General features: G+C 36.9%; 23 protein-coding genes and 1 pseudogene. 17 read left to right on the forward strand and 7 right to left on the reverse strand.

The genetic code is table 11. The features are described 5' to 3' along the window. The first annotated feature begins 10 nt into the window (after positions 1-10). Both QUF86_RS10315 and QUF86_RS10320 read left to right on the forward strand, forming a co-directional pair. A complete protein-coding gene (locus QUF86_RS10315; protein WP_289314883.1) occupies positions 11-277 on the forward strand; it encodes a hypothetical protein in 267 nt (88 codons plus the stop codon). A 71-nt stretch (positions 278-348) separates the two neighbouring features. Continuing rightward, on the forward strand, positions 349-579 hold the full coding sequence (locus QUF86_RS10320; RefSeq protein WP_289314884.1) for a hypothetical protein: 231 nt from the start codon (positions 349-351) through the stop codon (positions 577-579). 122 nt (positions 580-701) lie between these two features. On the opposite strand, the gene QUF86_RS10325 is transcribed toward QUF86_RS10320, so the two are convergent. The 3 genes from QUF86_RS10325 to QUF86_RS10335 form a co-directional block, all read right to left on the reverse strand. After that, entirely contained in the window at positions 702-1,406 is a 705-nt protein-coding gene (locus QUF86_RS10325) for a Dph6-related ATP pyrophosphatase (protein ID WP_289326491.1), read from the reverse strand. A 109-nt stretch (positions 1,407-1,515) separates the two neighbouring features. Next, positions 1,516-1,923 (reverse strand): type VII toxin-antitoxin system HepT family RNase toxin, encoded by a 408-nt coding sequence (gene hepT, locus QUF86_RS10330; RefSeq protein WP_289314886.1) that lies wholly within the window; start codon positions 1,921-1,923, stop codon positions 1,516-1,518. Between the two features lie 162 nt (positions 1,924-2,085). Further along, entirely contained in the window at positions 2,086-2,202 is a 117-nt protein-coding gene (locus QUF86_RS10335) for a nucleotidyltransferase domain-containing protein (protein WP_289334246.1), read from the reverse strand. Positions 2,203-2,608: 406 nt separating this feature from the next. Here QUF86_RS10335 and QUF86_RS10345 point away from each other — a divergent pair, with 406 nt between their 5' ends. The 3 genes from QUF86_RS10345 to QUF86_RS10355 all read left to right on the forward strand — a co-directional run bounded on the left by QUF86_RS10345 (position 2,609) and on the right by QUF86_RS10355 (position 4,643). After that, entirely contained in the window at positions 2,609-3,613 is a 1,005-nt protein-coding gene (locus tag QUF86_RS10345; RefSeq protein WP_289334248.1) for a phosphotransferase enzyme family protein, read from the forward strand. A gap of 71 nt (positions 3,614-3,684) precedes the next feature. Further along, positions 3,685-4,113 carry a bleomycin resistance protein gene (locus tag QUF86_RS10350; RefSeq protein ID WP_289334249.1) on the forward strand — a complete coding sequence of 143 codons (429 nt, stop codon included), beginning with the start codon at positions 3,685-3,687 and terminating at the stop codon, positions 4,111-4,113. Further along, the gene (locus QUF86_RS10355; protein WP_289334250.1) at positions 4,110-4,643 is read left to right on the forward strand and encodes a GNAT family N-acetyltransferase; all 534 of its coding nucleotides are present in this window, start codon (positions 4,110-4,112) and stop codon (positions 4,641-4,643) included. Before QUF86_RS10350 ends, QUF86_RS10355 begins: the two co-directional genes overlap by 4 nt. Before the next feature lie 122 nt (positions 4,644-4,765). Here the strand turns inward: QUF86_RS10355 and QUF86_RS10360 are convergent, their stop codons facing one another. After that, complete coding sequence (locus tag QUF86_RS10360; RefSeq protein WP_289314891.1) at positions 4,766-5,563, reverse strand: peptidoglycan-binding protein; 798 nt, start codon at positions 5,561-5,563, stop codon at positions 4,766-4,768. 246 nt (positions 5,564-5,809) lie between these two features. On the opposite strand from QUF86_RS10360, the gene QUF86_RS10365 reads away from it, so the two are divergent. The 8 genes from QUF86_RS10365 to QUF86_RS10400 all read left to right on the forward strand — a co-directional run bounded on the left by QUF86_RS10365 (position 5,810) and on the right by QUF86_RS10400 (position 17,651). Next, complete coding sequence (locus QUF86_RS10365) at positions 5,810-6,517, forward strand: HAD family hydrolase (protein WP_289334251.1); 708 nt, start codon at positions 5,810-5,812, stop codon at positions 6,515-6,517. 114 nt (positions 6,518-6,631) lie between these two features. Continuing rightward, positions 6,632-7,150 carry a GNAT family N-acetyltransferase gene (locus QUF86_RS10370; protein ID WP_289334252.1) on the forward strand — a complete coding sequence of 173 codons (519 nt, stop codon included), beginning with the start codon at positions 6,632-6,634 and terminating at the stop codon, positions 7,148-7,150. Between the two features lie 898 nt (positions 7,151-8,048). Beyond that, complete coding sequence (locus tag QUF86_RS10375; protein ID WP_289314894.1) at positions 8,049-8,981, forward strand: ABC transporter ATP-binding protein; 933 nt, start codon at positions 8,049-8,051, stop codon at positions 8,979-8,981. Then, positions 8,981-9,937: an ABC transporter permease gene (locus QUF86_RS10380; protein ID WP_289334253.1), complete on the forward strand. Its 957-nt coding sequence runs from the start codon at positions 8,981-8,983 to the stop codon at positions 9,935-9,937. The genes QUF86_RS10375 and QUF86_RS10380 overlap by 1 nt, the downstream gene beginning before the upstream one ends. Before the next feature lie 579 nt (positions 9,938-10,516). Beyond that, the gene (locus tag QUF86_RS10385) at positions 10,517-16,507 is read left to right on the forward strand and encodes a DNRLRE domain-containing protein (RefSeq protein WP_289334254.1); all 5,991 of its coding nucleotides are present in this window, start codon (positions 10,517-10,519) and stop codon (positions 16,505-16,507) included. Between the two features lie 23 nt (positions 16,508-16,530). Continuing rightward, the gene (locus QUF86_RS10390) at positions 16,531-16,836 is read left to right on the forward strand and encodes a hypothetical protein (protein WP_289334255.1); all 306 of its coding nucleotides are present in this window, start codon (positions 16,531-16,533) and stop codon (positions 16,834-16,836) included. Between the two features lie 316 nt (positions 16,837-17,152). Further along, on the forward strand, positions 17,153-17,341 hold the full coding sequence (locus tag QUF86_RS10395; protein ID WP_289334256.1) for a hypothetical protein: 189 nt from the start codon (positions 17,153-17,155) through the stop codon (positions 17,339-17,341). Positions 17,342-17,447: 106 nt separating this feature from the next. Then, complete coding sequence (locus QUF86_RS10400; protein WP_098373407.1) at positions 17,448-17,651, forward strand: zinc ribbon domain-containing protein; 204 nt, start codon at positions 17,448-17,450, stop codon at positions 17,649-17,651. Between the two features lie 65 nt (positions 17,652-17,716). Here QUF86_RS10400 and QUF86_RS10405 read toward each other — a convergent pair whose 3' ends face one another. Then, complete coding sequence (locus QUF86_RS10405; RefSeq protein WP_289334257.1) at positions 17,717-18,583, reverse strand: LysR family transcriptional regulator; 867 nt, start codon at positions 18,581-18,583, stop codon at positions 17,717-17,719. Positions 18,584-18,720: 137 nt separating this feature from the next. Here QUF86_RS10405 and QUF86_RS10410 point away from each other — a divergent pair, with 137 nt between their 5' ends. Together QUF86_RS10410 and QUF86_RS10415 are read left to right on the forward strand one after the other, a co-directional pair. Continuing rightward, complete coding sequence (locus tag QUF86_RS10410; RefSeq protein WP_289334258.1) at positions 18,721-19,854, forward strand: NADH-dependent flavin oxidoreductase; 1,134 nt, start codon at positions 18,721-18,723, stop codon at positions 19,852-19,854. 54 nt (positions 19,855-19,908) lie between these two features. Continuing rightward, complete coding sequence (locus QUF86_RS10415) at positions 19,909-20,805, forward strand: DMT family transporter (RefSeq protein ID WP_289334259.1); 897 nt, start codon at positions 19,909-19,911, stop codon at positions 20,803-20,805. A gap of 31 nt (positions 20,806-20,836) precedes the next feature. Here QUF86_RS10415 and QUF86_RS10420 read toward each other — a convergent pair whose 3' ends face one another. After that, on the reverse strand, positions 20,837-22,327 hold the full coding sequence (locus QUF86_RS10420; protein WP_289334260.1) for a LysM peptidoglycan-binding domain-containing protein: 1,491 nt from the start codon (positions 22,325-22,327) through the stop codon (positions 20,837-20,839). 448 nt (positions 22,328-22,775) lie between these two features. Here QUF86_RS10420 and QUF86_RS10425 point away from each other — a divergent pair, with 448 nt between their 5' ends. Together QUF86_RS10425 and QUF86_RS10430 are read left to right on the forward strand one after the other, a co-directional pair. Then, entirely contained in the window at positions 22,776-23,261 is a 486-nt protein-coding gene (locus QUF86_RS10425; RefSeq protein ID WP_098372987.1) for a DUF2975 domain-containing protein, read from the forward strand. 412 nt (positions 23,262-23,673) lie between these two features. Then, positions 23,674-23,844 (forward strand): annotated as a pseudogene (locus tag QUF86_RS10430) (DinB family protein); the annotation flags it as partial. A 57-nt stretch (positions 23,845-23,901) separates the two neighbouring features. Here QUF86_RS10430 and QUF86_RS10435 read toward each other — a convergent pair. Further along, the gene (locus QUF86_RS10435; RefSeq protein ID WP_289334261.1) at positions 23,902-24,318 is read right to left on the reverse strand and encodes a hypothetical protein; all 417 of its coding nucleotides are present in this window, start codon (positions 24,316-24,318) and stop codon (positions 23,902-23,904) included. Positions 24,319-24,552: the final 234 nt, after the last annotated feature.

Genomic DNA, 24,552 nt, shown 5'->3' on the forward strand with positions numbered 1-24,552 from the left:
AGGAACCCCAATGCCTGACGAAAATATACAAATGAAAATGGAAAATATTTGGCAGGATACATGTGGATCATGGGAAAACTGTACGGAAACTACAATTCAGTCATTCTTGGCAAAATCCGAAGAAAGCAATATAGACCCGCAATATTGCATGAGCTGGGTGGAGCAGCATAAAAACCAAATCCCTGAGTGGCCTGCCGTTTCAAAAGTGTCGCTTGACTGGGTTAATCAACATACTTCAACTGGTTCACCGATTTCAATGAAGGAAGAGGATCTTTAGAGGCAATTAAAACTTTTTTCATTTAGATTTTTGGGCTTTACAAACTCTAATGTGTGAAGAGGTGAAAATAGTTGTCGAATAATGAGAAACAAAACGGTCAATCAAATCGTCGGCAAGGTTCAGAAGATACCAGGGAGCATTCGAATAATGATCCAGAGTATAGAGCTAATGCTTGGGGCGAAACGAATGATGCGGATTCATTTGTACAATCAGCCATCCAGGAAGAATTCAACAATCCAGTAATCCAAGAATCCATCTTGAAGTTCAATAAAATAGCAAATGAAGAAGAGAAGGAATCATGATTAGGCGCCCTATTGGGCGTTTTTTATATGGGGCAAACTCTTACTAGCCTTTCCGCTGAAATTATGTAAATTAACAAAAAAAAGATAGTGAGGGGTATCCTCACTATCTTTTTTTTGTGATTTTATACTATATCTGCCATCTGATCTAGCTCCAAAGGCAAAAAGGCATATTCTCCATCCTTAATGATCTCACATTTACGAACTGGAATGGGATGCTTGAAAATGGGCCCATCTATTACCGTGGTATGGAACTCTCCACCTTCTCCGCAAGGGTCGATACCACGGGCTTCAAGCTCCTTCACGTATTCATGGGTCAACGTTCGCCCTAAGTCGTCCTCTCGCATTCCCAATGATAAATTAACAGTTACAATGATCGTTACAAATCCTAGATTCATGAACTCTTCGACAGCTTCACGATGGTTCATTTCCCATAAAGGCATCCCAAGCTTTAATCCCGCATTCTTCGTAACCTTTTCATGCCAACAGCCATGAGCAGGCATATCCAAGTCTCCAGTTACTAAAACTTCCGCTCCTTGATTTTTAGCTTTTTCTAAAAGGCGCATAAATACTTTTTCATAATCTGTCCAACTTGCAGCTGCAGTATATACGGGCAAACCTATGGAATTCGCTTGGGCACGTATGAGCTCAGGAGGCATTCCATGGGATCTGGAACGTTTCCCTTCCTCCTCCAGCATGACGATCAGTCCAACAGCTTCCCCAACCTTCATTGCTTTATACAGAGCTAGGACACTATCTTTTCCGCCGCTAAAAGAAGCTATAAATTTATGCCCGTGAGCACCATGTTTCCAATCGATTAATTCCGCCATTCATATCTTTCCCCTTTATTCTAATGACTTATTTCAAGATGCCCCTGTTATTAGCCAATTTCCTATTTTATATATGAGGTTTCTAGTCCCAAATTTCAGGAAAACCTCTTTACTGGAAATTCAGGACTTGTTTTGTAAAAACAGTGAAATCACTGAGATGATTCACTACGATTTGTTTTAAAATATCTAAATTAATGGTTTGGTAATCATGCACGGCAATATTTCTAAATCCAACCATAGCTTTTAAGCGCTTTGCTGTATCTTCATCAATGACCGAGTGTTCCTGCAACATATCAAAAGCATCCCTGCTTGACTGAGGCAACCCGAGTCTTTGATCAGCTACAATATGCATGGCCAAGTCGATCGAGGATTCGCAAGCACGTTGTATATTTAGGATGATGGAATCTTGTTTGGTAAAGTCCTTTAGGTTTTCTGGATTATTCGCGTATACCACCTTAACGCGGTTCATGCAACGTTCTATTGCATTGATTTTGTTCAAAATCACATCATTCTTCATATATGGTCCCACTTTCCCCTATTTTTTTAAGATGTTTTCACGTTCCTCATTCAATTTAGCTTACATGCTAAGAACAGTCATTTGTTGGTTTTTAAGAAGGGGGTCATCCTTTGAACATATCACAGTACCAGTCGTGTGAATCTGTGCCTGAAAAATAAACATCTATTTCAAGGATATCTGCCGGTTCCTGGGCCAATAAAAAAGCTCATAGGTACTGTAGAACGCCACATCGATGTCACTATCCCGATGTGTAGTATTCTTCGCGTATGAGCCAAACACGATTATAAATGAAGGGATCAATTTTGCCGATTAGGAACTCTTGGATACTTTGAAACATTTCTGTTTTCATAAGATATGCTCCCTAATGATTATACGAATAGTATACCAAACATTAGTTTTCCTTTGTACTGACCACAAAGGATCCTATGAAAAATATGGTTTCATTTATATAGGCTTCTTTATGAACCAAGTGATGCGTTAAACTTTGGGGATAGAGTGATAACTGGTGGGAATCCGTAATTGCTTCATCCCTATAAACATATCTTTATCCTGGTTATCATAAAGTTTTATTAAAGAAGAATGATATACAAATAAAGGGAAAAGGCATCATGATATCGTATAAAGCATAGTATAATTCGTTTTTTTATTAACTAAGTTAGCAACATCATTAATGGGAGTGAAGAGTATGGAAGCGTCGGTAGAGCGGATTTTTTCTAATGAATTGGTGGGAATGGCTGGGCATTTTTTTCAAGTGAGTTCAGGGAGTCCAGTAAAACTTGGAGATGCAGAGAACTATGTATTTGAGGTTTACCGGAATGGAACGCCATACATCTTAAGAATGACACACCAATCACATCGTACAAAAGGCCAAGTGCTTGCTGAGTTGAAGTGGATTGAGCATTTACAGAATAATGGAAGTGAAATTCCGAAAGTCATCCCTTCGACAGGAAATAATTTAGTTGAAATTGTAAATGGCCTGGATGGCACGGATTTTTATTGCTGCCTGTTTGAAAAGGCTCCTGGTGTAAGGATGAAAGTCACCGATGAAAATTTCGACGAACATTTATTTTTTGAATGGGGAAGAACAATAGGGCAACTACATAAAAAAACAAAAAGTTACAAGCCTGAAACGGAATATAAAAGGCTGGATTGGCATGAAGAAGAATTATTGAATGCCGAACTCTATCAATCTGATGTTCCAGAGCAAGTGAAGCACCAACAAGAATTAATCATGAAGAAATTAAATGCGCTTCCAGTTCATCAAGATAATTTTGGATTGATTCATTCTGATATACATAACGGCAATTTCCATTTTCATGAGGGGAAGATTCATGTGTTTGACTTTGATGACTGTTCTTATCACTGGTTTGCCAGCGATTTGGCCATACCCCTGTATTATCTGATATGGAGCTTGGAACGCGAAGGTGTAAAAGAACTCGATGAATATGCTGCAAAATTCATGAGGGAATTTATAAAAGGTTATGAGACGGAAAATAAACTGGAACGTGCAGATTACGAAGCGATCCCGCTATTTTTAAAATTAAGGGACTTGACGTTATATAATTTTTTTCATAAAAAGTACGATTTGAATAGTGGGGATAGTCAATTATACAAAACCGTTCAAAAAATCGAACGCAGAATTATGGAAAGCCGTCCTATTGTTCACTTCGATGCGAACGTGATTCATTGAGGGTTCGAAATGAAAAGTTAAATTGATAATGGCCGTATAAGAAAGTTAGACAAGGAGACTTTAGAACAAATATGAAATTCAATGCTCTAGTACCTGAATTATCAGTATCGGATATAAGCGAATCGAAAAAGTTTTATATGGCTATTTTGGGGTTCCATTTAGAATATGAGCGTGTTAATGATAAATTTGCTTTTCTTTCTTTAGGCGAAGCGCAAATGATGCTAGAAGAAATAAATGGGAGCTGGGATACAGGAGAATTAATCTATCCATTAGGCAGAGGGATTAATTTTCAGATTGATATTGATGATGTTGAAAAATTGGCGGCTGCTTTAAAAAGAAATGGAATAAACTTATTTAGAGAAATGATGGAAAATCATTATGAAAGCGATAAAGGGGTTTTTGTAAAAAAAGAGATTTTAGTTAAAGATCCAGATGGCTACTTACTAAGGTTTTCACAGTCATTGAATCCGAGCGGGAGCAGTCAAGGGGGATTGGAATGACAGAAATGAAAAATGATAGTCTTTCGTATATGATTCGGACTGGTGAATTGGAAGATGCGGAAGCTGTTTTGGAGTTACAGAATTCCGTTATTTCCGAAGGGGAGTATTTCATTGCAGTATCAAACGAGTTTAATAAAACAATAGAACAACAAAGAGATTGGATACAAAGGTCATTGGAAAATGAACGGGAAACCATCATCGTGGCCGAAATCAATGGTGAAGTGATTGGATGGATTGGATTTGAATCGGAAAATAGAAAGAGAATGTCTCACAAGGGCTCATTTGGATTGATGATCAGAAAAAATTACAGGGGTATGGGAATCGGAAAAGAGCTTGTTCAAGCATTATTGGACTGGGCAGAAGCCAATCCGTTAATAGAAAAGGTGAGTTTAGGGGTTTTTTCGACAAATCATCGGGCAATAGCCTTGTACAAAAGTATGGGGTTTGTTGAAGAAGGACGAAAAATAAAGGAATTTAAGATGAGCGAAAGTGAATACGTCGATGACATTATCATGTACAAGTTAGTTTGATAAGTCGGATACTGGCAATCCATAGCTCCAGCAGGATACAGAAAGAGCATGTATTGATTCCATACATGCTCTTTCTGTTTGTTATGTATCTTTTTATATTAAAATGACGTTTCCGTCATGCATCATTTAATTACTTTAACCTTCACTTGCTTTCTTCCCCATGTTAAAGCATCTTCTTCTTTAGCGATGAATACATCGATTCTGTTTCCTTTGATCGCTCCGCCCGTATCTGCAGCGATGGCTTGTCCGTAGCCTTCGACTTCAACGATCGATCCCAGCGGAATCACGTTCGGATCGACTGCTATCAGTTTGGCATCATCATATTTAATTAAATCGACGCCCATTCTTGTTGTGCCTGAGCACCCTTCGCAGCTCGCTGTATAAGCTGTACTTGTAACCGTCAGTTCTTTAACGGCTGAACTTGCTGAAACTGCTTTTTCATTTAATTTACTGAAAGTCCGTGCACCGGCTATTCCATCAGCTGATAATCCCTTTTGCTTTTGAAAGTTCATAACTGCTTGCTTTGTACCTGTTCCATAAATGCCGTCGATCGTTGATGTGTAAACATTCCAGGCTTTCAATAGCCTTTGCAGTTCAGCTACAGGTCTTCCCATATCCCCGCTTTTCAGGGTCTGTATTTTCTGATTCGTTTGTGTTCCTGCTATTCCATCGACTTTCAGTCCTGATTTTTCCTGAAATTTCCTTACAGATTCCTTTGTAATCGGTCCGTAGTAGCCTGTTGCTTCATGATAGGGAAAAACCCCTTTTGTCAGTAATAATTCTTGTAGTTCTTTTACATCGCCATTACTCATTCCAAATGAAAGTGTGCGATCCAAAGCAGCGGCTTCGCCTTTAGTTGGCATGCAAACTCCTAGAATGAATACAGAAGCCGTTAGGATCGTTAATAAAATTTTCTTCATGTTTATCCTCCTCGTTGTTTCCTGCAATTAAACCATTCGTTAAACTATCACTCTTTTAGGCGCAGTTAAGGAAAAACACCGCAAAGGCACTAAGGAATTGTTAAAACATGTAACATAAAGAAAAGAAATGAGGCGGAGAACGGGTTACCATGTCCTTAGTAATTAACGGATTCTGGATTCTATGAAAAATAATCACGCTTCCCATGGAACGAAAAGAACCGTTTGGTTGAACAAGGGGATTCATTCATGTACGTTTATGTTAATAGAAATTCCATTTCACGGTTAGAGGAGGAAACTATTTTGATTAAAGCAGTTATTTTCGACTTTGATGGTTTAATTTTAGATACAGAAACGGCTTGGTATCAGGCTTATAAGGAAACGATGGCTTTTTATAAATCTGATTTGCCTCTCGAACAATTCGTTAAATGCATCGGAACGGATAATACTGAACTTAATCAGTACTTCAAAGATCAGCTGGGGGAAAGGTGTAATATTGATGAAATTGAATCCAGAGCAAAAAGCCTCCATGAAGTAAAGATGAAAACATCACAGGCACGTGAAGGTGTAAAGGATTATTTAGAAGAAGCAAAAAAAAATGGATATAAAATCGCCCTCGCTTCAAGTTCAACAAAAGAGTGGGTCACGCATCATTTGGGGGATCTTGGACTGTTAAACTATTTTGAAGTAATTATCACAGGGGATGATGTGGATAAAGTAAAACCATCTCCTGATTTGTATTTAAAGGCAATTGAAGTTCTGGATATTCAGCCCACAGAAGCCGTAGCATTTGAAGATTCGTTAAATGGGCTTCAAGCGGCCCTGACTGCTGGATTAAAGTGTGTAATCGTACCAAATCCCGTGACGGAAGCTTTAGCTTTTGAAAACCATCATTTACGCCTCCGATCCATGGTGGATAAGAGCTTATCTGACGTTATAAAACATATTGAGCAATAAGCGTTCGCGGTAAGTATAGTATGATAAAGGAATGAAACCACGCCGAAGATGGCAGAGTCTTCGGTTTTTCTGGGTTTTTATTGAATGTTATATTTAGGTGGGGAGGGTGAATTTATGGGATTGCATATCAATGACGAAGGAGTCCGGCTGCGGGAGGTAAAGGAAAGTGATCTTCCTATCTTTTTCGAGCAGCAATTGGATTTGTCCGCAAGTTATATGGCTGCTTTCACATCTAAAGATCCAACAGACAAAGTGGCTTTTCTGACCCGCTGGAAGAATATCTTATCGCACCGGGATATTCAAAAAATGACGATAATCTGCAACGGATGTGTTGCGGGCAGCATTCTCAAGTTTGAACAGTTTGGTAACCCGGAAGTGAGTTATTGGATTGGGAAGCAATATTGGGGTAAAGGAATTGCTACAGAGGCACTGGTCAATTTTTTGCCGAAAATAAATGTTCGTCCTCTTTATGCCCGGGCGGCCAAGGATAATCTAGCATCCATCCGGGTACTGGAAAAATGCGGATTTGAGAGATTCGGTGAGGACAAAGGGTATTCCCATGCAAGGGGTAAAGAGGTTGAAGAATTCATTTTGAAACTTGAATCCCCAAACCCAGTTAAGATAAGAATATAACAATATCGTTTAACCTATGAGGAAACAGGTGACATACAATGGGGTTTAAGATTTTTTCCATCATTTTTATTTTATGTGGTTTTTTTGTAATGTGGTTCGCCGTTTTTGGCAAAAAGAAAGAGATCAAAGAGTTCGGATCCGGAATACCAACGAATTTCATCGATGTAATTGTAATGATGATATATAGGCTTTTTCCTTCTTATATTAGAAGAATCTTTCTTTTTGCCTTAGGTCTTGCCATTTCTATATTCTTTACCTATTTTTTGCTTTTTTTATGATTTTCCATGAATTTTCCTTATTAGATAAAATAATCCTGAAACTTTATTCTTTCGGAAACGTATTAAAAGGTAACGATACATAGGAGTTGTGGCTATTTCGAGGAAAAAAAGTGATGGCAGTGTTATTGATAATGGGAATTATGGGGCGGGATGTCATTTTCTCTTTTTTTAGCAAAAAGGATTTGACATTAAGGTCAAAAATCAAGCAGTGGAAAATATATCAGGATTATATTTGAGCTATCAACACATTCCTCTATACAGGCCGGCAAAGAGTTTAGGCTGAATGTAACCCCGAAGGAAGAGGTTTAACGAGAGTTCGATGATATTGCACTATAAGGATAAAAAAGGGAAGCGGCATACGGAAACCATCATTGGGTATTTGGAAAAAGGGTAAGTCGGAGAGACTGCCATCACCTTGGATTCCATCGATGGTAACGGTGAAAAAATCTATTGATTGTAGCTGATATTGAAAATAACTGTGGCCCATTTGTTTTGATATCAAAGTCCTAATGGGCTGCTCCATATCCAGATGGAAAAATATCAGTATAGTAATAATATGCATAATATGGTAATGTTGGATTTGTGTTACTTTGGAAAATATAAAAAAAGGAAGGTATTATATGTCTGAATCGGTTCTTAAGGTTCAATCCTTAACTAAAAAAATTGGAAAAGCAACCATTGTAGACAATGTTAGCTTTGAAATAAAAAGTAATGAAATATTTGGTTTGCTTGGTCCGAACGGGGCTGGTAAGACCACTATCATCCGTATGATCACAGGTCTTATCAATCGTACGGGCGGCACTGTCATGATCAATGGCAGTGACCTCGATAGAGATTTCGAAGGTGCGATGAATCAATTGGGGGCCATTGTTGAAAACCCGGAGTTTTATAAGTACATGACAGGCAGAAAGAATATCCTGCATTATGCCCGAATGTCATCCAATGAGATATCCAATGAGAGAATAGAAGAGGTCATAAAGCTTGTAAAACTGGATCATGCCATCGATAAGAAGGTTAAAACATATTCATTAGGGATGCGTCAGCGCCTTGGCGTGGCACAGGCCATTTTACATAAACCGTCGTTATTGATTTTTGATGAACCGACGAATGGCTTGGATCCACAAGGGATTCGCGAGTTTCGCGATTATTTGAAAGTACTGGCAAGTGAAGGCGTCGGGATATTGATTTCATCCCATTTACTATCGGAAATGCAATTGATGTGTGATAGTTTTGCCGTTATCGAAAAAGGAAAACTGATACATACGAAAGAACATATATTAGATGAAAAAACCGAAACGATCAATGAAGTTTCATTTACTGTGAGTGATGGGAAGCTAGCTAAAAAAATCCTTCAAGAACAGTTTGTCGATATTACGATTTTAAAATATGATGCGAAGACAATCTCCGTATCAGCCACTCGTGAACAAACGGCCGATATAAATAGGAGTTTTAATGGAAATCAGCTGGATGTCTATGAAATTGGCATTACTAGAAAATCACTGGAAGATAAATTCTTTGAAATCACTGAGCAGGAAATGAGGGAGTCTGTATGATGTCCTTAGTAAAAAATGAATGGATGAAAATCTTTTCAAAAGTTTCAACTTATATATTCATCGCTTTTCTTTTATTGGCAGCATTAGGGGCTGCAGTCATCGATTATAAACTAAGTCCCGAAGAATCAGGTAAAGATTGGAAGCAAGAGTTAAAGGCAGGTATCCAAGAACAGCAAAAGGCTTTGGAAGCTAAGGATATCAGTGACGAGGAAAAAGCGATGATCATGGAAGACATTGATCTCAATAAGCAACTTTTAGCTGATAATATAAACCCTGACTTAAACACGAATTGGACCTATATGGCAGAATGGACGACATCATTAACATCATTTGTCACTTTATTCGTCGTCATTGTTTGCAGCTCGCTCGTTTCCTCGGAATTTTCGGATGGTACCATAAAACAACTGTTGATCAGGCCTTATAAACGGTGGAAGATTCTTCTTTCCAAATACATTACTTCCCTGTTATTTGCTGCGTTATTACTGGCGAGCCTACTTATATTTAGTTATCTAATCGGAATCATATTCTTTGGCAATGGCTCGTATTCAGACAAAATCATGGATCCCGCAGCTTTCGGTGAATTCAGTCCGGTGGTAGTCGGCGAATATTTCGTAGACATGATCGTTTACTGGATACCAGGATTCTTAGTCATCACGACCATCGCTTTCATGTTAAGCACATTATTTAAAAACCAAGCACTTGCAGTAGGTATATCCATTTTCATCCTATTTGCTTCTTCGACATTAAACATGGTCATTCAATCATTCATCGGTAAATACGAGTGGTTAAAATTCGTCTTATTCCCCCATCTTGATTTAAGGGGCTATATTTCCGGAACCATAGAAATGTTTGATGGAGCTACCCTTGGATTTTCAATGGGTGTACTGGGCATCTATTATCTTATCTTTTTAGCGCTAACTTTCTTCTTCTTCCAGAAAAAAGATATCACTAATTAAATAGAGCGAAAAACCGAAATCAGTGGCTGATTTCGGTTTTTTCTTTGGTTAACACGCACAAAAATACGGCAAACGAATTGATAATTCGACCTACACGCTGATAATTCGACCCACGCGGAAACAATTCGACCTACGTGCCGATAATTCATTCGATGCTCAAATAGAAGATCGACCGTGTTAGTTATTTAGTAGATATATTTCTTAATCTTCAACGAATTGGATTAATCCGCAGCGTCATCCCCTCAAATTCCACACTAAAACTACTAAAGCGAAACTCTATATTGAGTGCAAACTGGAAAAAGTTCTTCGAAATTTATCGTTACTTAAAATTTTATTTCCAATGAATCTTGATACCAGATAAGTATATAAATTGAGTTATTTTACCGATAACAGGTATTTTAACCTAATCACTTATGATTATATAAAATTCATTATATATGAAGGGTTCTTTTGTAATGGTTAATAAGTATCTATGTTTTGTTGTATTTTGTTAATATTCTGATATTTTTACTAATTTACTAGATATATTTACTGATGTATAATCTGTTAGAGTTAATTGGAATTTGAGGAAATATTTTGTTGAAATTCAGAAAGTACATTGCATCGATTTTGATTTTGGCTTTGTTATGTAGCTTGTTGCCAACCTATACAGGTGCTTCAAGTGAAAATACGAGTCAGACGAAAGAAAATGAAAAGGAAACAATCAACACTGACAATTTGGATGAAGTGGTGAAAGAAAGAACGGAAAGTTCAAAAACATTCACTGATGGAGAAGGAAACTTTGTTAAAGAGATTTATCCAGAAGAAATACATAACAAAGTAGACGGAAAGTACAAGACCATTTCCGAAGAGTTAGTGGAAAAAGATAATAAGGGCTACATAGAGACAGAAACAACAAACTTAGAATTTATGTTTCCAGAAAAATTAGGGGAAGATAAGCCTTTAATTTATCAATCTGGTGAACACAAGTTATCATTTGAGTTAACTTATGCCTCTGATGGAGAGAAGCAGACTGAACCAACTTATACATCGGGGTCAGTAAAAGAAGAAAATTCAATAACTCATAAATCTATATACCCGAATATTGATCTTCGGCATGTTGCCTTAAATAATGAGGTAAAAGAAGATTGGATTATGAATGAATATCATGGAATCAATGAATTTCACTATACCATTCAAACGGATTTATACGGTCAAGTTGAAAAAGACGGATCTATAGGATTCTATGAAAACGAATCTAAAGAGAAATCAATTTTCACCTTACCAAAGCCTGTAATGGTGGATTCAAACTATAACGACACGTTAGGCGACGGTGTTCGATCAACAGATATCCATTATGAGTTAAATAAAAAATCAGACGATAGTTATGAGTTAGTATTAAATGCTAGTAAAGAATGGCTATCTTCGTCTAAGCGAGTCTTCCCTATTTATATTGACCCTTCAGTATCGATTGATGCATTGGGAGATACATTTGTGATGAGCGCCTATCCAAATAACAATTACAATAAAGAATGGGATCCATCACAAGGAGAATATGTATTAAAAACAGGATATTATGATAGCACTAAAGGAACCAATTACCCGTTTGTTAAATTTAGTGTAATTGGAGATTTAAAGGGTGCAACCATTGATTCTGCTGAATTAGCCGCCTATGTTACCCATTCTTATTATGTCGATACAAAAACGGATATATGGGTAGATGAGGTAAAAGCACAATGGTATGTAGATGAATTAACTTGGAACAATAAGCCATCATCCACCAAAATAACGAGTACATCTGTTGCTAGAGATCAGTGGGCTTATTTTGATGTTAAGAATACCATCCAGGCTTGGGTGGACGGTACCAGAGAAAACTATGGATTTAAATTCCATACGAACGGAAATGGCAAAACACATTGGAAAAAAATCACGGCTGCAGAAAGTGCGAAAAAAGCTAAATTGGTTATTAGTTACCACTATGAAAAGATGAAGAATCCTACAGTCAGTTCTTTCTCCTATGGTGAGGGGAAGGCTGATGGATATATTGATGTTAAGTGGGGTTCCGTTCATGGGGCAAAGTCTTATGATTTACAAATGTATGATGGTAAGGGTTATCAGACTATTTATTCTGGTACATCTACAAGTTGGTCATCAAAGGGCAAAAAGATTTTCCCTAAAGCTCCTTATTCAACAAGTTCCACGTATAAAACGGATAGCACGGGTGTTGAATTACCGGTAGATCCGAGTGCTTTTTATAGTGCGAAAAGTGGAACGACAACTACGAAAAAAGATTACGGATTTCGTGTAGTAGCAAAATTTGCAAATGGAGATAGCCCGGCTTCAACAGCGATTTACAAATCCATACCAGTTGTGCAAGTGGGAATTCCGGATATTCCAACAGTAAAACCATATGCGTACCCGGAAACAGATACAGTAAATAAAGGGCGTGGTTGGCTTGATATTTCCTGGAAACCAGTGACTAATGCAACGGGTTATAAAGTTCTTATTTGGAATGGTACAAAATATAAAGAATTTTCGGTAGGTAAAGTAACCAGTGTCAGTACAAAGGGGAAAAAGATCTGGCCTACGGATGCGGATTTGAAAAATGGGATTAAAGAACTTTATCCAGTAGAATTAGACAAATCGACAAGTATAGGTAAAGGAACAGAATTACCAATTGACCCTAGCATTACTTATGGAAATGGTTCAAATCGTTATAGTATTCGAGTCAAAGCAATTTCTGCAGCAGGAGATTCAGCTTCATCAGATGTTAACTATGGATACATACCATTATATGCACCTAAAAATGCAAAGCTAACTAGTAATTTAGAGGATATGGTCAATAACAAAAGTAGTTTGACAGTGAAGTGGGATGCGACAACTTCAGCAAAATATTACGAGGTACAGATTTCCGATGATAAAACAACTAAAACATATCAAGTAAAAGGCAAAACATCTTTCGCAACAGAACCCATTTATGGTGTTTCATCAAATTATTCCGCAACGGTTAAAGCCTATTATGTGGACGACGACAATGCTCCAGAAACAGAACAGGGTAAAATTACAGGAAATCGTGGTTTAAGTCCTGCTTCGAATAAAGGAACGGTATCAGTTGATCCTAGAGAGGATATAAATGGTTTAGAAGATTATTTCACTTATGAAGACCATTCATTTGGAAATGCAACTGCTTCCGTCAATGTAACCACGGGAAATATGGTCATGGAGTTCACGGATCAATCCCTATTCACTCGAGGTCTCTTAGGATTTGATTTTACCCGTTACTATAATTCACGGTCCACTCGTACTTCTGCGCTTGGGCAAGGTTGGACATTTGCAGGAAATGAAAATCTTGTAGAAGTAGATGCTACGAGCACAGAACCAGCAAAAGTCATTTATTATGATGAAGATGGAACCAAACATGAATTTAGCTATGATTCTAGCAATAAAAAATATATCTCTCCAAAAGGGAAATATTTAACCTTAACAAAGGAAACGGTTAATGATGCACAAGGATTTAGCCTGAAAGAAAAAGATGGATTTTCCAAAATCTTCGAGGGGAATTCAAGTAAAACTAAAGAGTATCGCTTATATGCCTACAAGGATATCAATCAAAATACAATCCGCTTTTTTTACAATCAAGATAAGTTATCCGAAATCTCTGAAGTAAATCAACAAGGCGAAAAAATTCGGACTAGTATTCAATTAGCCTATAACACGGACGGATTAATCAATAAAGTAGGATACGGAAGTAATAGGAAGGAAATTGGATATCAGAATAAGCAGTTGGCATCCATTGTAACGAAGGATACGCGCACAACGGATAGCATCACAGAAAAGCTTACCTATAATACAACTGGCCAACTAGCATCTTATGTAGATGGCAAGGGGAATGAAACCAAGTATCTATATGATGAAAATGAATTGAAAATATTTGACAAACAGGAAAAAGATGCGTCCATTTCTGTCTCTACTACGTATCGTTATGATCAGGCAAAAAATGAATTTACGGTAACAGATACAGACGACAATGAGACGGTTTATAAACGAGATACTGGAAATAACAATTTTACCGTGAAAGAAATACTGAATAGTAATGGTACAACATCGAGTTTTGTATTTGACGAACAATTTAATGTTTTACAGTCTAATGATGAAAATGACATTAAAAATTCATATACCTATGATTCAAACGGGAATGTTAAAACAGAGATAGATCCTAGCGGGAAGACGATGTATGAATATGATGACAAAAATCGTTTGAAAAACAGTACTAATCCAGACGGTGTCAAAACAATATATATTTACGATGGTGAAAATTTATCTAGTATTCAGAATGACGATGAAACGGTCACCTACAAACATGATTCATTTGGTCGTGAAACTAAAGTGATATTTCCGAATCAAACTACTTTGGAAACAACCTACGATGATACAGTTAACGCCATTAATGTAAAAGAAGGTAATGGTCAGTCCACTAAGTCAACCTATGATCAATATGGAAATATCATGAGTAAGGAAGTTGGTGGAGAAAGAAGTATTTCGTATGAATATGATCCATTATACCCTAATGTGATAACTTCAATAAAAGATGGAAACGGAAAAACCACCCGGTATAAATACGACAAAAATGGTAATTTGAAACACATTACAGATGCCATGGGACGAAGTAAAACATTCGATTATAATGATAATGATCAATTAATAAAAGAAAATTTGCCAGGTATGACAACTGCATTTAAACATAATTCAAATGGATATTTGGAACAGGAATCAAAGCCTTCTGGCAATAAAATAAACTATTCATATAATGATATGGGACAATTAGAGAATGTAGAAGTTTCAACTGCCTCTAAAGGAAAAGTATTAGAGAGGGCCCAAACATACAATGATAGTGGTGAATTAGAAAGTATAATATATAATGACATAGTCTCTGGGCAAAATCTTCTAAAAAAAGAATTCTCCTATAATGACCTTGCTCAACTGGAGTCTTTTTCACAGGGAAAATATAAAATAGTATATAATTATGATCAGAACGAACAGCCACAAAAATCATCAGTAAGCTACAATGATAAAGATGATCAATGGAAGATAGAGCAAACACTTATCTATAAAGATGACGGAAAAAGGGATGTTCTGTCAGTCGGATTAGATGAACAAAAAATTATGATTTTTAATTATGATTATGATTTAGTGAAAAATCAAAAGAAAATTACTGTAAATGAAAACTTGTATCAAAAAATCAATACTCAAAATCAAAATAACCTTATTAAACGTATTGAATATATTCAAGGAAATAATACAATATTATTTTTTGATTATTCTTATGATGCTTCAGGAAATGTTCAAAAGGAAGAAAATCCATATGGAAACTTGAGTTTTATCTATGATAAGAATAATCAACTAACTCAAGAATCTTTACCAGATGGAAAAAATATTAAATATAGTTACAACGATGTTGGAAACCGAATAGAAAGAAAATACGGTGAGAAAACTGATTTATTTAGTTACAACAATTCTAATCAAGTAGAATCCAAAAATGGAACAAATTATAAATATGATGCAGATGGAAATCTAATTCAAGATGAAAATTATAAATATGAATATAATGCAATGGGTTCTCAAATAAGAGTAACTGATATTAAAGACAATGAAGTAGCTAGATATGAATATGATGAAGAGGGAGAACTTCGAACAAAGAAAATCGTGGGCACTAAAACCTACGAGTATTATTATGATGGAGATCAATTAACTCTAGAGATTATACGGAATGCTAATTCAATTGAAGAATATCGAAATTACCTATGGGAAGAAAACACTCCGCTTGGAATGGTAATATATGAAAAAGATAATAGTGATCTCTGGAAGAAACAAATCTATCATTATTGGACTAATCACAGGGGCGATGTTATATCAATTAGTGACAATGATGGGAAAATTATTGGTTCTTATTCTTATGATGCATTTGGTAATATATTGCATGAAGAGGGGGAAGTAGCGAAAAACAACCCTATAAGGTATTCAGGATATTATTATGATAAAGAGACAAAAAACTACTACCTTAAAGCGCGGTATTATAGTCCAGCGAATGGGAATTTTTTAGCACTTGACCCAGACAAAGGAGATATTGAAGATCCACTATCTCAAAATGGATATACGTATGCTAATAATAATCCTGTGATGTACATCGATGATAAGGGGCATAGAGGACAGGCTCTAAAATATGTATGGAAGGGCTCACAATGGGTTTGGAAAAGCTTTTTTAAGAAGAAGCCAAAACTTCCTAAAAAAATGACTATCACCGATAAAGGAAGCAGCCATGTTAAAGAAAGGCATATAGGGTATAAAAATAAAAAGTGGGATGATAAAAGTAAGTGGACTGTGACGGGAGGACAATGGAAAACTTTCTCAAGAGATACTTTTAAAAATCCAGATAGGACTCATGTACAAAGTAACGGAAATATTGCATATGAGAAAAAGTTTAAAAAGTCTCCAGGAGTCGACAAAAATGGTAAGAAAGTTTATTATGTGAGGGTAGTTGTTGACAAATCAGGTAATATTGTTACTGCATTCCCTCAAAAAGGATTTATGTGATAAACAGTATTTGGAGGTTTAAAATGGGTCTTGATATAGTAATGTATGGAAAGAGTAATGAAAAACTAGGGTTAAAAGAGATAGATTATTTTTTTTATGAAGCTTTGTTTATCAAAAATGAAAATTGGAGAAGTTATTCTTATCTTAGAAAAATAAGCGATTATTATTTAACTGATATTATGTTTAATAGGGAAGAAATTAATCATCTACTAAATGACTTTAGAAATATAAGAATGTTTATACCAATTGAATATCAAAGCAGTATAGATAAACTTGTAGACCTTCTAAGTGATATAAATATCAATGAAATTCATATTGCTGGAGACTAACTTATATTCTAGGCGATGAGAAACCATCTTCTGGTTAGATAGTGACTTTATGATTATTACTGATACAATAATATGGATAAAGCTAATAAGCATTTAATATTATTAGAATTACGATTAAAAGCCGGTTGTACTTGGGCTTGATATTATCCCCCTTAAGGTAGACAGTGTAAAAAGACCATGAACAAACATGGATGTTACACTTATACATGAAGGGGATTTTTTTATGCTAAAAAGAGGTTAAGTTTCAAACCTATTCAGTTGAATTAAAGATACAAGCCGTAGAAGCTAGAAATTTATTTAAATGGTGAGGGTAGCCATGAGCTGTACGAAGAAATACGAGCTTATTAGTAGAACGCAGTTAAATGGATTGGGTACGGAAATATCAAAGAAAAAAGCGGTGTTTCAGACTCACGGGGAAAAAGAAGCGGCAAAAAGGGGAAGTTTAAAATTCTACCTGGGAGCCAATAAAAACAGTACTCAATGGAATTTACATATTTTTGCATGAGTTCCGAAACCATTTATCACTTTATCCGTATATTTAATTATGAACGGTGCTGGGAAGCTCCGGTATTTATCAGCATTATTATTTATAAATTGGGAGATGAAGGATCATGAATGAAAAGGGATGCATGAAATGCGGAAGCAATGATGCTGCTAAGAAGGACGTAGCCATGACTGGAACAGGATTGTCAAAAATGTTCGATGTCCAGAATAATCAATTTACGGTTGTGTATTGCAAGAATTGCGGTTATTCGGAGTTTTATAATAAGCAATCATCAGCAGGCAGTAATCTGCTTGACTTATTCTTTGGATGATCACTGCACGAAAAGAATCCCCTTTTTCATGAAAAGGGGATTCTTTTTTTCTTCATTATGTTTTTCTACTTTCGGAAATAATCTTGAACGACGTTTGAAAATTCCTTTGCTGCTGGTGAAAGGTCTTTGGATGATTTCATGACCAATCCGATCTCCCGGGAAATTTCCGGAGTCAAGGGCAGGCTTTTTATACGTTCCGGTTTTTCAGGTATAGCCAAGTCGGGCATAATTGAGATGCCTAATTTTCCTGCCACCATTGAGAGCACCGTTTGATTGTCTTTAATGTCGTATGAAATGTTTGGTTTTATTTTGGCATCAAGGAATCTATCCTCTATGAGTGTTTCACAGCCGGATCGCAGCATGATGAATGGTTCATCAGCGAAGTCCTCAAGATTGATTACGGTTTTCTCCGAAAGTGGATGGCCTTCGTATACGACGGCTGATAAAGGATCTGTTAGCAGAAGGATGAATTCCACATTCTTAACTGGTTTTGCTGCAAAGCCGATGTCCACTGTTCCTTCTTCTATCCATTTTAAGATTTCATCATATCCTCCTTCATGAATCAGCAATTCAATAGTAGGGTATTTTTCATTAAAGATAGAGAATAGTATCGGTATGAATCTGGCAGTGAAGCTTGGAAAACTGCCAATCGTTATCTTCCCGATTTCCATTCCATTCACAGCTGCAATCTTTTGTTCGATATGTGCAAGATTGGCAGCAATGGCCCGCATATGTGGAATAACCTGTTCTCCAGCAGTGGTGAGTGTTACTCCTTTTCGATCACGTTTTAATAAAGTCACACCAAGTTCCGTTTCAAGCGCCGTAATGTTATGGCTCACGCCTGATTGAGTCAGTCCGATCCGGTCTCCCGCTTTCGTGAAACTTCCGTGTTCAACAACATGTAAGAAGACTTCCAACTGAAAAAAATTCAAATGCCCCACACCTTTCTTCTAATGAATTATACATGAGAAGTTCTAATGTAAGTGATGAAAAACATTCATTTTACTTATGTTAGGGTCGAGAATACAATAAAATTAGAAAAAATAAAATACGAATGGGTGATGGGAAAATGATGAAACGGAAATACAGCCAAATTTTTTCACCGTACACGCTTTCTAATGGAACGGTTCTTAAAAACAGGATTGTAGTTGCGCCAATGACCACTTATTCTGCTCAAGAGGATGGCTTGGTTTCTGACCAGGAACTAGCTTACTATAAAAGAAGGGCAGATGGACCTGCCATGTTCATTACTGCTGCGGCCGCCATATCCCCTGTTGCTACAAGCTTTCCCCGGCAAATGAAAGTATATGATGAACAAAGCATCGCTGGACTCACACAGCTTTCAAAAACAATCAAATCAAAAGGTGCAAAAGCAATTCTCCAGCTTCATCATGGGGGAAGCGATAGCCTTCCAAGCTGTACAGGCGGAGAACGTATGGTTAGTCCGAGTGGAATCATTGCAAGCGTTTATAAAGAAATGGGCGGGGAATACATTCCAAGGCCAATGAGTCACACGGAGATCATCTCCACTATTCAAGACTTTGGAAGAGCCACTCGCCATGCCATTCGTTCAGGATTCGACGGTGTGGAAATCCATGGTGCGAATGGATATCTCCTTCAGCAGTTTTTCTCACCCCACTCTAACAGGCGGAGAGATCAGTGGGGCGGGAATTTGGAAAATAGAATGCAATTTCCACTTGCAGTCATCGCGGAAGTGAAACGGATACGCGATCTATACGCAGACAAAGATTTCATTATAGGCTATCGCTTCTCCCCTGAAGAACCGGAAGAAGGCGGAATGAAAATGGATGACACAGCTGCATTGGTGGATAAATTGGCTAGCCAAGAGCTTTCCTATTTACATCTTTCCGTTAAAAATGTCTGGTCCATCGCTAGAAGTGGATCAAAGTTGGGGTTAACAAGGACGGAAATCATCCGTGATATCATTGCTGGCAGAACCAGTTTCATATCACTCGGATCGATTCATACTCCAGAAGAAGCAAATGCTGTGCTTGAGAAAAATATACCGCTTTTCGCGCTGGGGAGGGAATTGCTGATGGAACCGGACTGGGCCGCCAAAATAAAGGAAGGTAAGGAAGAAGAAATCATGACAACCTTGCCGCGCGATAGCAGGTGTAAATTGATGATTCCAGAGCAAATGTGGGCCAATATCATCACGCGTGACGGAATGCCCGAGAAGTGATAGTATTAGTTACATTAATGTAAAATAATAGGTGATTATATAAGGGGAAATTAAATGAATAAAATAGCACTTATTCAACTGTCTTTAGCAATGACAATCTTTGGTTCTGTCGGTTTCTTTTCAGAACTATCAGGACTCCCAGCACTGGAGTTGGTATTTGTTCGCTGCATTTGTGCTGCCATATTCTTATGTGCAGCCTGGATGATTACAGGGAATTTCAAGAAAGAAATATGGAACGGTAGAGAGGTGATGCTAATCATATTCTGCGCCGTGGCCAACTTGTTAAACTGGATATTCCTCTTTAAATCATTTGAACTGATATCCGTGACAATTGCCATTTCGCTCTATCATTTAGCCCCGATCATCGTACTCATCATAGGGAGCTTCATCTTTAGGGAGAAAATGACTTTATTCTCCATCCTGGCCATTTCATTATGTTTCATTGGCACATTATTCATTATGGGAACAGATGGATTTCGATCATCATCTCCTGAATGGGAAGGTATCATGTATGGAATCATAGCTGCATTTTTCTATGCGGCAACCATGCTTTTAGGAAAGAGCATTTCAAAGACGAGTGTATATGCGACCACTTTTCTGCAAATGTTCATTGGATTTCTATTACTGATTCCTTTTGTTAATTTTTCAATCTATACAACCCTGCAATCTTCCGAATGGATTTATACGATACTTACCGGCATCATCCATACAGGCGTCGTGTATCTTCTGTTTTTTAATAGTATCCGTCATTTGCCCACAAATGTAGTATCCTTCATGATTTTTGTCGATCCGGCAGTTGCCATCCTTTTGGATATTCTGCTTTCAGGATTTCAACCTGACAGGATTCAAATCTTGGGCATTTCATTAATATTCATTGGGGTGGTCTATTCACTTAAGACGACAAGACCGACTGAAAATGATGTCATGCAGAAAAGGCCGCACACAATGTGAGGCCTTTTTCCTTTATGATTTTTCTATTAACCTATTTCTTAAAATGATATACATCCCAAATGTCAGGAGTTTCTGCTCCAATGTACCAAGCAGCTACACCGCCTAGATGATTTTGTTTTACCAGGTCAAGACGAAGGGCCATCGATTTTTTATCTTCTATCCATATTTGATGCTTTTTCCCTTTGGAGGTATACTCCACATAATTTTGTGAGGTCTTTTTATCCCATACCTTTTTAAGTCCATGAGATGAAATGATTTTGTTGACCTCAGCCATGGTACGGTCATGACTTTTCACTTTATTGGTCGATAAATCGGTTACCCATTCTCTCGTATAAAATGGTACAGCCAATATAATCTTATGAGCTGGTACTTCTTTCATTAAAAGCTTAGTTCCTTCTTTGATCCAAGGTAACGAGGAAACGGACCCAGCTACTGGGCTACCTCCCCAATGCTCGTCATAACCCATTATGATTATGTAGTCCGCTATTTTGCCAAGTGCTTTCCTATCTAGACTTTTTGACCAAAAAGGATCGTCATTTTCTCGGGTGACATCCACAGATAGTTTGATGCCATGGGGTTTTAGGGCCTTTTTTAGTTCGCCTATGAAAAGTACAAAGTCTTTCTTATTTTTTGGATCGATGTTTTCAAAATCTACATTTAATCCATCACTTTTAGTTTGAACAAGTGAATCACGTAAAGCTGAAACTAGTTTCTGACGTTTTTTTGTATTGCCTAGTATAGAACCAGTTAAAACAGGATCGAATTTATTACCGATAAGTTGCCAAACTTGTTTTCCTTGTTTATGAGCGTATTGAACGTATTTTGTATCTACAGAAACGGAAACGAAATTTCCGGTATTCGTCAGCGTATAGGAACGGGGAGATACTACATTTAAATTGGGGTGTTTAAGTTGTTGGGTGTAGTTTTCTTTCGATCCATTATGTTTCCAGCCCATGACGATGCGGTTTTGCGCTTTTTTTTGAAGATGGGATTTCTTTATCCATCCCTTTTTACCTCCAAGCAATTGAACCTGGTAGTAATATTCCGGAATCTTCAATTTTTGGCCAACTTTAAGGGAAGTTGTACGTAAGTTATTCAATTTAGTCAAATCACTTGTGGCTACCTTATATTTAGAAGAAATCTTCCACAATGTATCGCCTGATCCAACCGTATGGATCTTATATTTTTGAGGAATCTTCAATTTTTGGCCAACAGTAATTTCGGAAGAGGTTAACTTGTTTTCTTTCTGTAACGCACTTACTGAAACTCCATATTGATTTGCTACTTTCCATAAGGTGTTTCCAGTCTTTACTGTATGTATAATAGGCTTCGCAGAATCCCCGGCGACAGAAGAAATGACGGGAAATTCCTCGCCCTTTTTTAAGGTCTTTAATATAGTGGAACCTAGTTTAGGAGAACTGAAAACCTTCGTATTGCCTTCCTTAACGGAACCTATGTCAAGGGTTTTACTTGATGCTTCACCACTGGCAGGACAGAGACATATACAAAGAAGGCTTAACATAATAAGACATCCAAAGAATTTTTTCACTATTATTTTATTCCCCTTAAATTACGTCAATTTTAACTTTACTAGTTTACTATGGTAAATAGCTTTAAAATAGAGGTACATTGTGGAAAGGCCCTATATAGAAGGAAATGGGGAATCTAAAAAGGATTACGATTCTGCTGTTATGTTGGTCAAATCGTGCCTATTTACTGTGACCGACACGAATACCAAACTTCGGCTCTCTGCTTATTCTTGTTAAGCTAACGGGCAGTTTTGTTGAACAAGTTGTAAATTTAACATTTTAAAGTAAGAGCATTTCTTTGTAATGAGAAGTGCTTTTTATTTTTGTCAAAATTAGAAGGATATTTCAATAACAATATAAATAAAAACAATATAAATTTATTGTAAAACGATAAATGATATGCTAAAATCATGTTGTCATTAAATAAGTGAGGTGTTTTAAATGAATGTTAAACGAGGTTCAACAACTTTCTTAAAGGTAATTATTTTTCTGGCTGGAATTGCAGTGCTTGCTTTGTGTATCTGGTTGCCTGAGATAGCCGTTAGAGATGCAAGGGTACATCCAGATACGGCTTACTTCCTAATCCCCTTTTTAGTATGTGCATACGGATTCTGTATTGCGTTTTCTGTTGCGTTGTATCAAGCATATAAACTATTAACCTACATCGAAAAGAACAATGCTTTCTCTGAATTATCCCTTAAATCTTTGAAGATTATAAAGAAATGTGCTTTTACAGTCATTTTCCTCATTTTGTTAGGAATAGTAAGCTTAAGGGTGCTTGCTAAAGTTACAGGTAGTGATGATGCAGCGGGTCCTACATCATTATGTCTAATGGGTATTTTAGCAACAAGTATCATCGCAGCCATTGTGGACGCACTTCAAAAGCCATTAAAAAATGCCCCAGATATAAAGTCAAAAAATGAATGATTAACGGATATGTAAGACTTTGGATTGTCAGCCAGGTAATTTTTGGAGTACAAAAGCGACGAAGACACTCAATAAAAACAGACACAACTAATTTATTTAACTACGGGGACGATAGCTCAATGAACCGCCTTTTCACCAAGGCGGTTTTCTTATGGTCAAATATCAACATTAGAATTTAACATAGCCTAAATAAAAAAGATTAGCCATGAGCTAATCTTTTTTTTTTTAGATTGATGGTTTAATAGTCGACAAGTTTGTGTATTCGCCGTGCTTAATTTTATTGACTTTATCTTTTTTCTTAGAAATGATATCCCCATTGTAGATATTGACTGTGTGGTTTTCGCCTGTTTCGACAGCATATCTCACTCTATATCCCATATAGACTTGTCTATTAGGACCTACATTTAGCGTAATTGAGAACCCATCTGGCGGCCTAATGAAAACAAGTGTAGCCGAATTGGTGCCACATGTCGTGAATCATGGAACATATCATCGTGGCAATATCACAGCCATGTTACGCCAAATGGGTTACGCTTCAATTTCGACGGATTATGGTCTTTATTTATTTTTAAAAGGGGAGTGACTAAAGGTTATTGTTGATTTTTCATCTAGAAATAGGACTATTTGTGTATGCAAATATTTATTGTTTTCTTTTAAGTAAAAATCTTGGAGATGGAAGGACTTCTTGTTCAGCTTCAAAATAAGCGAGTTTATTTGGGATACAGGATATGATTGACGGCATTCCCATCCCAACGGATTTTTCTAAGGCGGTTAATAAGGGGAGCTCCTTACCATCAATATCTTCATCCCAGGATATTACATAACAAGAGTCTTCAGCACCATTCTGTTTCAGTAACTTTGCTATATCTACTGGATCTGAATTAGGTTTTGGGATCTCAATGATATATTCTTCACGAAGAGTTGTTCTGTAAGTATGACAAAGTCGACTTAAGGCATCTTTGCGTTTCTTGTTTGAAGACAATTCGAACAGAACTCTATCTTGGAGCCTTTTGGTGAAAAATGATTTTACAATTATTTTTTCGATTTCCTTATCCATTTCAATCCTCCTTTACAGTTTTTTACCTGATAAATACTTATAGTCTAAGCCTATCATAAGTAGCATTTGTCGATAATAAACATCTCTCTAAAATCATTTTACTACTGTTGTATTGTCAAAAAATATTGCCAAGCCTTATTGGAGAACGATATCGAAATCCTATATTTATGAACAGGTTAACCAGCTGTCACTGGTTGGCCTTTTCTCGTTTTTGTTTTTGGGTAAGGTTTTCAT

It is taken from the genome of Peribacillus sp. NJ11 (genome assembly GCF_030348405.1).
Taxonomy (GTDB): Bacteria; Bacillota; Bacilli; order Bacillales; family DSM-1321; genus Peribacillus.

Excerpts from the sequence above, each read along its gene's own strand:
- QUF86_RS10415 (WP_289334259.1), top strand. The coding sequence starts at position 19,909 with ATGAATAAAATAGCACTTATTCAACTGTCTTTAGCAATGACAATCTTT.
- QUF86_RS10350 (WP_289334249.1), top strand. The coding sequence starts at position 3,685 with ATGAAATTCAATGCTCTAGTACCTGAATTATCAGTATCGGATATAAGC.
- QUF86_RS10425 (WP_098372987.1), top strand. The coding sequence starts at position 22,776 with ATGAATGTTAAACGAGGTTCAACAACTTTCTTAAAGGTAATTATTTTT.
- QUF86_RS10345 (WP_289334248.1), top strand. The coding sequence starts at position 2,609 with ATGGAAGCGTCGGTAGAGCGGATTTTTTCTAATGAATTGGTGGGAATG.
- QUF86_RS10420 (WP_289334260.1), bottom strand. The coding sequence starts at position 22,327 with ATGTTAAGCCTTCTTTGTATATGTCTCTGTCCTGCCAGTGGTGAAGCA.
- QUF86_RS10370 (WP_289334252.1), top strand. The coding sequence starts at position 6,632 with ATGGGATTGCATATCAATGACGAAGGAGTCCGGCTGCGGGAGGTAAAG.
- QUF86_RS10400 (WP_098373407.1), top strand. The coding sequence starts at position 17,448 with ATGAATGAAAAGGGATGCATGAAATGCGGAAGCAATGATGCTGCTAAG.
- QUF86_RS10360 (WP_289314891.1), bottom strand. The coding sequence starts at position 5,563 with ATGAAGAAAATTTTATTAACGATCCTAACGGCTTCTGTATTCATTCTA.
- hepT (WP_289314886.1), bottom strand. The coding sequence starts at position 1,923 with ATGAAGAATGATGTGATTTTGAACAAAATCAATGCAATAGAACGTTGC.
- QUF86_RS10325 (WP_289326491.1), bottom strand. The coding sequence starts at position 1,406 with ATGGCGGAATTAATCGATTGGAAACATGGTGCTCACGGGCATAAATTT.
- QUF86_RS10375 (WP_289314894.1), top strand. The coding sequence starts at position 8,049 with ATGTCTGAATCGGTTCTTAAGGTTCAATCCTTAACTAAAAAAATTGGA.
- QUF86_RS10390 (WP_289334255.1), top strand. The coding sequence starts at position 16,531 with ATGGGTCTTGATATAGTAATGTATGGAAAGAGTAATGAAAAACTAGGG.
- QUF86_RS10435 (WP_289334261.1), bottom strand. The coding sequence starts at position 24,318 with ATGGATAAGGAAATCGAAAAAATAATTGTAAAATCATTTTTCACCAAA.
- QUF86_RS10380 (WP_289334253.1), top strand. The coding sequence starts at position 8,981 with ATGTCCTTAGTAAAAAATGAATGGATGAAAATCTTTTCAAAAGTTTCA.
- QUF86_RS10410 (WP_289334258.1), top strand. The coding sequence starts at position 18,721 with ATGATGAAACGGAAATACAGCCAAATTTTTTCACCGTACACGCTTTCT.
- QUF86_RS10395 (WP_289334256.1), top strand. The coding sequence starts at position 17,153 with ATGAGCTGTACGAAGAAATACGAGCTTATTAGTAGAACGCAGTTAAAT.
- QUF86_RS10365 (WP_289334251.1), top strand. The coding sequence starts at position 5,810 with ATGTACGTTTATGTTAATAGAAATTCCATTTCACGGTTAGAGGAGGAA.
- QUF86_RS10355 (WP_289334250.1), top strand. The coding sequence starts at position 4,110 with ATGACAGAAATGAAAAATGATAGTCTTTCGTATATGATTCGGACTGGT.
- QUF86_RS10315 (WP_289314883.1), top strand. The coding sequence starts at position 11 with ATGCCTGACGAAAATATACAAATGAAAATGGAAAATATTTGGCAGGAT.